Raw genomic sequence first — 8496 nt, 5'->3', positions numbered from 1 at the left:
GCACCCCGGGCCGCCGGGCGGCCGTGGAGACCGCCGGGCGACGGACGGGGCGCCGTCCGCCGCCGGAGGACACAGCCGGGGCAGTCGCAGTCGCTCACGGGCTCGATTTCCTCGAACACCGGAACGATCATGCGATCTACCTCACATTCGGGGTGGATTTGTCCGCGAGTGTGCACGTCGATCAGTCTCACAACTGTCGGCGGGACGCGCATGTTGACGGTCCGAATGATGTACGGCGGCCCCCTGAAGGGCGGCGGAGCGATCGGGGGCGGCCGGAGGTGGTCGGGGGTACCCCTCCAGGTCATGTAGAGTTTTCTCTGTCAGCAGGCGCCGCTAGCTCAGTTGGTTAGAGCAGCTGACTCTTAATCAGCGGGTCCGGGGTTCGAGTCCCTGGCGGCGCACAGACAACGATCAGGCCCCTCGCGTAAGCGGGGGGCCTGATCGCGTTGTGCGGAACATGAACACTTTTGACCGGTAAACACCGCGTTTCGCATCTTGCGATCATGCTCGACGCCGTAGAACCCTGTTGTCCATCATGCCGTGGAAACACGGCAGTTGGGGGTTTGGTACCGGTGGTCGACCGGCGGGAGGGGGCCCGCCGACTGAGCGGCGCCGAGGGGGATGCCGCGTTTGACCGGAGTTCACCGTCCCGCGACGGCCGAGGGGGCACCGGCGGGGCGGACGACCGACGAAACACGCGCTGACGCGCGTGTGGGGGGGATCACTCATGACGTCGACGCCGCAGGGCGCCCGGCAGAGCCATGACCAGTCGAACGATCCGTCGCGGACCACGCGGCCGCACACCGTCCAGCACCGGGACGGCCAGTTCCGCAGGATCAGGAGGAACCTGCCCAGATACGACTACGAGCACTACAGCCGCCTCGCCGGGCCGCTGACCCAGCCGCCGCCCGACCGGCCCTACACGGTCCGCTACCGCTCCCTGCTCGCGCAGGAGCCGCACCGTATACGCGCGGCGCTCATGCTCGGCGCCGCCCCGCTGCTCTCGCTCGTCCTGCTGGCCTGGCTGCTCCAGCCGGAGCACTGGACCGAGCGCGACTATCCCACCTACGCCTTCCTGCCCGCGCTGGACACGGTGATGCTGGTCTCGATCGGCCTGATCGAGTTCTTCCGCTGTGTGAACGTGCTGTCCAACGCGCACGCCACCCTCGTCGCCCGCGACCCGGTGCCGGTGGTGCCCGAGACCGGCACCCGCGTGGCGTTCCTGACCACCTTCGTGCCCGGCAAGGAACCGCTGGAGATGGTCACCCGCACCCTGGAGGCCGCCGTCCGGCTGCGCCACCGGGGCCTGCTGCACGTCTGGCTCCTCGACGAGGGCGACGACCCGGCCGTCAAGGAGGTCTGCGCCCGGCTCGGCGTCCACCACTTCACCCGCAGGGGCGTGGAGCGCTGGAACCGCCCCGAGGGGCCGTACCGCGCGAAGACCAAGCACGGCAACTACAACGCCTGGCTGGAGGCGCACGGCGAGGAGTACGACTTCTTCGCCTCCGTCGACACCGACCACGTTCCGCTCCCCAACTACCTGGAGCGGATGCTGGGTTACTTCCGGGACCCGGACGTCGGCTTCGTCATCGGCCCGCAGGTGTACGGCAATTACGACACCTTCGTCACCAAGGCCGCCGAGTCGCAGCAGTTCCTCTTCCACGCGCTGATCCAGCGCGCCGGGAACCGGTACGGCGGCCCGATGTTCGTCGGCACCTCCAACGCGGTGCGCGTCAGCGCGATCCGGCAGATCGGCGGGCTGTACGACTCGATCACCGAGGACATGGCCACCGGCTTCGAGATGCACCGGACGAAAAATCCGGCCACCGGCCGCAAGTGGAAGTCCGTCTACACGCCCGACGTGCTCGCGGTCGGCGAGGGCCCGAACGCCTGGACCGACTTCTTCACCCAGCAACTGCGCTGGTCCCGGGGCACGTACGAGACGATCCTCAAGCAGTACTGGAAGGGCCTGTTCACGCTGCCGCCCGGCAAGCTCTTCAACTACACGATGATGATCGTGTTCTACCCGATGTCCGCCCTCAACTGGATTCTGGCAGCGCTCAGTTGCGCCCTGTTCCTGGGCCTCGGCGCATCGGGCGTGAACATCGACCCGACCGTGTGGCTGATGCTCTACGGCAACGCCTCCGCGCTCCAGATCGGCCTGTACGTCTGGAACCGGCGGCACAACGTCTCCCCGCACGAGCCGGAGGGCTCCGGCGGGGTCGCGGGCATGGTGATGTCGGCGCTGTCCGCGCCGGTCTACGCCCGCTCGCTGATGGACGCCGTACTGCGCCGCAAGAGCCGCTTCGTGGTGACGCCCAAGGGTGAATCGGCCAGCCCGGACACGCTGTTCGGGACCTTCCGCATCCACTGGTTCTTCATCGCCGTCTTCGCGGGGTCGCTGGCCGCGGGCTTCGCGCTCGGACACGCGCATCCGGCGATGATCACCTGGGCGGTCTTCGCACTGCTGATCACGGCGGCGCCCGTCTTCGCGTGGCGGTACGCGCTGTGGCGGGAGGGACGGGCGGTGGACCCGGCCGAGGTCGCAGGCGGAGTCGAGGTCGACGTCGCGGAGGGGATCAAGGCCGCGGACGAGGTCGAGGTGATGGCCGAAGGCACCCCGCAGATCCCGCACCCCCGGCCCGTCTGGAGCGGCCCACCGCCGGACGGCCGACGCGACGACACCCTGCCGATCGCCCTCGGCGGACGCGGCGGACTCGGGGGGCGTAAGGAATGAGGAACCACACCGGGCGCCGCCGGGTCCGCCGGCTCGCCATGGGCAGCGTCGTCGTGCTCGCGCTCGCGGGCATGAACGGCCCCTGGCTCTACCGCTTCGGCACCGCGCAGTACCACCAGTACAAGATCAACGAGCCGGAGTACAAGGCGGCCAACGGCCACTGGGACGTCATCGACTTCCCCGAGGAGTACCGCCAGGACACCATCCACGCGGCCCTGCTGCACACCGGCAAGGTGCTGCTGGTCGCCGGGTCGGGCAACAACCAGGACAACTTCGACAAGAAGAAGTTCGACACCCGGCTCTACGACCCGGTCAAGGGCACGATCAAGAAGATCCCCACGCCCAGCGACCTGTTCTGCACCGGCCACACCCAGCTCGCCAACGGCAACCTGCTGATCGCGGGCGGCACCAAGCGGTACGAGAAGCTCAAGGGCGACGTCACCAAGGCCGGCGGCCTGATGATCGTCCACAACGAGAACCCGGACAAGCCGGTGACCCTGCCCGCGGGCACGAGGTTCACCGGGCGGACGAACGGCAGAACCTTCGTCTCCAAGGACCCGGTGCTCGTCCCGCGCGCGAAGAAGGTCTTCGACCCCAAGACCGGCAAGTTCCTGCGCAACGACCCCGGCCTGGGCCGCATTTACGTCGAGGCCCAGCGCAGCGGCGCCACGTACGAGACCGGTACGCAGGACAACTACCGCATCCAGGGCCTCAAGGGCACCGACGCGCGCAACACGTACGGCATCGCGCAGAAGCTCGCGCTCGACAAGAAGGACTTCCAGGGCATCCGCGACGCCTACGAGTTCGACCCGGTGGCCGAGCGGTACATCAAGGTCGACCCGATGCACGAGGCCCGCTGGTACCCGACGCTCACCACCCTGTCCGACGGCAAGATCCTCAGCGTCTCCGGACTCGACGACATCGGCCAGCTCGTCCCCGGCAAGAACGAGGTCTTCGATCCCAAGACCAGGAAGTGGACGTACACCAAGAAGATCCGGCAGTTCCCGACCTACCCGGCGCTCTTCCTGCTCCAGAACGGCAAGATCTTCTACTCCGGGTCGAACGCGGGCTACGGCCCCGACGACGTGGGCCGCGTCCCGGGCGTGTGGGACCTGGACAGCAACGAGTTCACCGACCTCCCCGGGCTCAGCGACCCGGACCGGATGGAGACCTCCGGGACCGTGCTGCTGCCTCCGGCCCAGGACGAGCGGTTCCTGGTGATCGGCGGGGGCGGGGTGGGTGAGTCCTCCCTGTCCAGCGACAAGACGCGGCTCATCGACCTCAAGGCCAAGCGGCCGCGCTTCACGGACGGGCCTCGGCTGGAGAAGGGGACCCGCTACCCGCAGTCCTCGATCCTGCCCGACGACACCGTCCTGGTCTCCGGCGGCTCGGAGGACTACCGGGGGCGCGGCGACTCCAACATCCACCAGGCGCGGCTCTACCACCCGGACGGCAACAGCTTCACCCGGGTCGCGGACCCGCTGGTCGGCCGGAACTACCACTCCGGCTCCCTGCTGCTCCCGGACGGCCGGGTGCTGTTCTTCGGCTCCGACTCGCTCTACGGCGACAAGGCGAACACCAAACCGGGGGTGTTCGAGCAGCGGGTGGAGGTCTACAGCCCGCCGTATCTCTACCGGGATGCGCGGCCGGAGTTGAGTGGTGGGCCGAGTGTGATTGCCCGGGGGGCCTCGGGGACGTTCACCTCCCGGCATGCGCAGAGCATTCGGAAGGTGCGGTTGATCCGGCCCAGCGCGTCCACGCATGTCACGGATGTGGATCAGCGGTCCATCGCGTTGGACTTCAAGACGGTGGGGGATCGGGTGACCGTGACGGTGCCGGGGAGTCGGAATCTGGTGCAGTCGGGGTGGTACATGCTGTTTGTGGATGACGATCAGGGGACTCCGTCGGTGGCGCGGTGGGTCCAAGTTCCTTAGCGTTCCCGCAGGTTCGTGAACGGGTGCGGGAGCGCTGTGGCTGGTCGCGCCCACGCGGCGGAGCCGCAAATCGACACAGCCCCGCGCCCCTTTCAGGGAGTTGCAGCCTCTGCCAGCTTCAAGGCGTAGGTCGGCCACCAATCTCCCGCCTTCGGGCCGCCCTTGCACGTGCCGTCCGACTCTCCTGGGCGTTTCACCCACAAGTAGGCGTCCACCAGCGGGTCTGCCGTCTTCGTGGTCGGAGTGGCGCCCAAGGCCCTCCCTGGTGGATTGCACCAGCGTTCGTCCGGACTGCCGCCCGTGTAGGGGCCGTTGCCGTTGCGGCTGGTGTCGATCACGAAGTGTTTGTCGCCGACCTTGGCGGAGAGGCGTTTGCCGTAGGTGAGGGAGTCCTCGGTGGAGTAGAAGTTGGAGACGTTCACGGCGAAGCCGTCCGCGCGGGCGATGCCGGCGCGGCGGAGGGGGTCGTGGATCTGGTCGGGGTGGCCCCAGCCCGCGTTGCCCGCGTCGAGGTAGACCTTGGTGTGCTTCAGGGACTTGAGGCGGGTCACCGCGCCGGAGAGCAGGTCGTAGCGCTCCTCGTGGAACTCGGCGGGGGTGCAGCCGTCGACCAGGTGCAGCAGGGCGTCCGGTTCGAGGATCACGGTGGCGGGGCGGTCGCCGATGCCCCGGGCCACGCCGTCGATCCAGGCACGGTAGGCGTCGCCGTCGGCCGCGCCGCCGCTCGAGTACTGGCCGCAGTCGCGGTGCGGGATGTCGTACAGCACCAACAGGGCCGTACGGTTTGAGCGTTGGGCCGCCTCGGTGAAGCCGCGCGCCTCCCGCTCGGGGTTCTCCGGGCCGATCCACTCCCCCGTGGGCTGCTCGGCGATCCGGCGTATCCAGTCGGCCTCGGTCTTTCTGCCCGCCTTCTCGTAGGCGGCGACCTGGCGGGCCGCGTTGCCGTCCGGGTTGACCCAGAACGGGTCGGCCGCGCGGGGCTGTTGGGTGATCCGCGCCCCGGGGTCCTTGGTCCCCGCGTCCTTGTCCCCGCCGTCCCCCGAGGAACAGCCCGCCGCGAGCAGCGCCGCCCCCAGCAGCACCGCGGACATCCGTGCCCGTCCCGAAGGACGGTCCCCCCTGCCGTCGTACATGCGATTCCCCCCTGGAGCGCATCCGGTCGGGTATCAATCGTGGCATACCGGTCCGGACGCCACGAGGTCGTCCAGGAAAGGGAGTTGAGGGTTTCGGGGGGGGGAGGGCGCGGTCAGGGGGTGGTGGCGGTGAGGTACGCCGAGACGACCACGTTGGCCGTGTAGCTCCGGGTGGTGCGGTCGAAGGTGCCGCCGCAGGTGATCAGGCGCAGCTCGGAGCGGCCGGGTTCGCGGGTGCCGTAGGCGCGGTCGGCGTCGAAGTGGGTCAGGGGGATCACCTGGACGTCGTCGATGGTGAACTCGGCGACCCTGTTGTCCGCGCGGACGACGCGGACCTTCTCGCCGGGCTTGAGGGTGCTGAGCCGGTAGAAGACGGCGGCCCGGGTCGTGGTGTCGACGTGCCCGACCAGCAGTGCGGTACCGACGGCGCCCGGCGCGGTTCCGGCGCCGTACCAGCCGACCACGCCGGGCTCGTCGAAGGGCGGCGGGACGATCGCGCCCTTGCCGTCCAGGCCGCGTGGCATCACCGGTGCCTGGACGGCGAGTTGGGGGATGTCGAGGCGCTGCGGGGCGGCGGCGGCCAGCGGCTTCGCCGGGGCGGGCAGGGGGCTGCCGTCGTACGCCCTGCCGAGCCCGGCCAGGCCGCCGGCCGCGGTGTCCGGCAGTCCGGTCACCTCGCGGCCCCACAGCCACAGCCCGAGGAGCAGGACCGCCCAGGCCGTGATCATGACCAGCCGGCCGGTGCCGGAGGTGTGCGCGCCCTCGCCGGACGCGGTGGATTCATCGGGCATGACGGATTCCGTGCCCTCAGTCGGTGCCGCGTCTCCGGCGGGACCGGAGCAGGACGACTCCGGCCGCCGCGCAGCCCGCGAGGGCCAACCCGCTCAGCGCCTGCGCGGCGCCGGGGCCCGAGCCGGTGGGGGCGACCGTGGCGAAGAGGGTGTCGTTGTCGCCGTCGCCGTCCGCCGTGACGCGGTGGGCCGTGACGCCCTGTGCCATGCCGCCGCCGCCCGCGTGGACCGGGGCGATGGGCGAGGCGGCGGTCAGGGGCTCCTCGGCGGAGTCCGCCGCCGGGTCGTCGGGGCCGGTCACCTGGCCGGAGTCACCGACGGGCCGTCCCGCGTCCCCGGCGGGCCGGTCGGCCACCGTGATCCGGCTGGTGAACGCGTAGTCGGCACAGGTGACCTGGACGTCGTACGCGCCCGCCTTCAGCGCCGTACGGACCCGGGTGTCCCCGGCGAGCGCGCCCCCGATGCCGGTCAGCCGGGCGGCGGAGACGAACGCGGACGACACCGCGCTCCCCTGCGTGCTGGAACAGCCGCGCACCCGCAGGGACACGTCGGTGCCGGGGGCGGGCGAGGCCGGGGACACGGTCACACCGCCGTCCGCCGCATGGGCGGCGGTGAGCACGGTGGGGGCGAGCCCGGCGGGAGCGAGGGCGGCCGCCGCCAGGAGCGGCACACAGAGAGTGAGGCGAGCTGAGCACATCGTGAACCTCCAGATATCTGGAGGCTCCCCCGAGCGGAGCTCCCCCGCATCCCCGGGAGGGGGACGCTTGCTCCGTTCGGGTGGGGGCGGGATGGCTGACGCGAGAGGCTCTCGGGGAACGTGGAGAACCCGGACCCGGCGACCCGGATGGACTTCGTCGTGGTGGCCGCCGCGCTGTTCCAGGAGTGGAAGCGCGCGGGGCGGCCGCCCGAGACCGTGACGCGGCCCTACTGGTGACGCGTTCGCTCCCCGCTCAGACCAGGTCGATCAGGTCCGCGATCGAGTCGACCACCTTGGAGGGGCGGTAGGGGTAGCGGTCGACCTCGTCGGGCTGGGTGACGCCGGTGAGGACCAGGAAGGTGCGCATCCCGGCCTCCAGGCCCGCGAGGACGTCGGTGTCCATCCGGTCGCCGATCATCGCGGAGGTCTCCGAGTGGGCGCCGATCGCGTTGAGCCCGGCCCGCATCATCAGCGGGTTGGGCTTGCCGACGAAGTACGGCTTCTTCTTGGTGGCGGCGGTGATCAGCGCCGCGACCGAGCCGGTGGCGGGCAGCGCGCCCTCGGTGGAGGGGCCGACGTTGTCCGGGTTGGTGGCGATGAACCGGGCGCCGTCGTTGATCAGCCGGACGGCCTTGGTCATGGCCTCGAAGGAGTACGTACGGGTCTCCCCGAGGATCACGAAGTCCGGCTCGTGGTCGGTGAGGATGTAGCCGACGTCGTGCAGCGCGGTGGTCAGCCCCGCCTCCCCGATGACATAGGCGCTGCCGCCGGGCCGCTGCTCGTTCACGAACTGGGCCGTGGCCATCGCCGAGGTCCAGATGTTCTCCACCGGCACGTCGAGGCCCAGCCTCCGCAGCCGGGCGTGCAGATCACGGGCCGTGTAGATGGAGTTGTTGGTCAGCACCAGGAACGGCCGCTCCGCCTCCCGCAACTTCTTCAGGAAGGCATCGGCCCCGGGAATCGGAACACCCTCGTGAATCAGCACCCCGTCCATGTCGGTGAGCCACGACTCGATGGGCTTGCGGTCTGCCATGTACGTCTCCGTCTCCCGGCTTGAGTGCGGTGCAGACCCCAGCGTAATGAGGGTGACGGGGTCAGGGGCGGGGGCGGGGGTGCGTACGGGGACGCCTGCGGGCGATCAGGAACGCGACGGCACCGAGGGTGAGGAGGGTTGTGGTGGCGGCGAGGAGGGGGAGGGCGGGGG

At 70.2% G+C, this 8496-nt stretch carries 6 protein-coding genes and 1 tRNA gene; 3 read left to right on the top strand and 4 right to left on the bottom strand.

The genetic code is table 11. The features are described from left to right. Nucleotides 1-327 precede the first annotated feature (327 nt). The 3 genes from GTW40_RS32375 (at nt 328) to GTW40_RS32365 (ending at nt 4671) form a co-directional block, all read left to right on the top strand. A tRNA-Lys gene (locus tag GTW40_RS32375) sits at nt 328-401 on the top strand. A 326-nt stretch (nt 402-727) separates the two neighbouring features. Then, complete coding sequence (locus GTW40_RS32370) at nt 728-2737, top strand: cellulose synthase catalytic subunit (protein WP_161183694.1); 2010 nt, start codon at nt 728-730, stop codon at nt 2735-2737. After that, nucleotides 2734-4671: a kelch motif-containing protein gene (locus tag GTW40_RS32365; protein WP_161183693.1), complete on the top strand. Its 1938-nt coding sequence runs from the start codon at nt 2734-2736 to the stop codon at nt 4669-4671. Before GTW40_RS32370 ends, GTW40_RS32365 begins: the two co-directional genes overlap by 4 nt. Nucleotides 4672-4763: 92 nt before the next feature. On the opposite strand, the gene GTW40_RS32360 is transcribed toward GTW40_RS32365, so the two are convergent. From GTW40_RS32360 to GTW40_RS32345, 4 genes are all read right to left on the bottom strand, one after another. After that, nucleotides 4764-5804: a glycoside hydrolase family 6 protein gene (locus GTW40_RS32360; protein WP_161183692.1), complete on the bottom strand. Its 1041-nt coding sequence runs from the start codon at nt 5802-5804 to the stop codon at nt 4764-4766. 113 nt (nt 5805-5917) lie between these two features. Beyond that, complete coding sequence (locus GTW40_RS32355) at nt 5918-6595, bottom strand: class F sortase (RefSeq protein ID WP_161183691.1); 678 nt, start codon at nt 6593-6595, stop codon at nt 5918-5920. 16 nt (nt 6596-6611) lie between these two features. Continuing rightward, on the bottom strand, nt 6612-7265 hold the full coding sequence (locus GTW40_RS32350) for a hypothetical protein (protein ID WP_343245840.1): 654 nt from the start codon (nt 7263-7265) through the stop codon (nt 6612-6614). Between the two features lie 280 nt (nt 7266-7545). After that, complete coding sequence (locus GTW40_RS32345; RefSeq protein WP_161183690.1) at nt 7546-8325, bottom strand: HAD-IIA family hydrolase; 780 nt, start codon at nt 8323-8325, stop codon at nt 7546-7548. Nucleotides 8326-8496: the final 171 nt, after the last annotated feature.

This window comes from Streptomyces sp. SID4985 (assembly GCF_009863025.1).
GTDB lineage: Bacteria > Actinomycetota > Actinomycetes > Streptomycetales > Streptomycetaceae > Streptomyces.
The sequence above is the reverse complement of the archived record's forward strand: the minus strand, read 5'-3'. Positions and strand labels throughout refer to the sequence as shown.

What these genes read in the sequence shown, in the direction of transcription:
- GTW40_RS32360 (WP_161183692.1), bottom strand. Translation starts at nt 5,804, where the DNA reads ATGTACGACGGCAGGGGGGACCGTCCTTCGGGACGGGCACGGATGTCC.
- GTW40_RS32365 (WP_161183693.1), top strand. Translation starts at nt 2,734, where the DNA reads ATGAGGAACCACACCGGGCGCCGCCGGGTCCGCCGGCTCGCCATGGGC.
- GTW40_RS32345 (WP_161183690.1), bottom strand. Translation starts at nt 8,325, where the DNA reads ATGGCAGACCGCAAGCCCATCGAGTCGTGGCTCACCGACATGGACGGG.
- GTW40_RS32370 (WP_161183694.1), top strand. Translation starts at nt 728, where the DNA reads ATGACGTCGACGCCGCAGGGCGCCCGGCAGAGCCATGACCAGTCGAAC.
- GTW40_RS32355 (WP_161183691.1), bottom strand. Translation starts at nt 6,595, where the DNA reads ATGCCCGATGAATCCACCGCGTCCGGCGAGGGCGCGCACACCTCCGGC.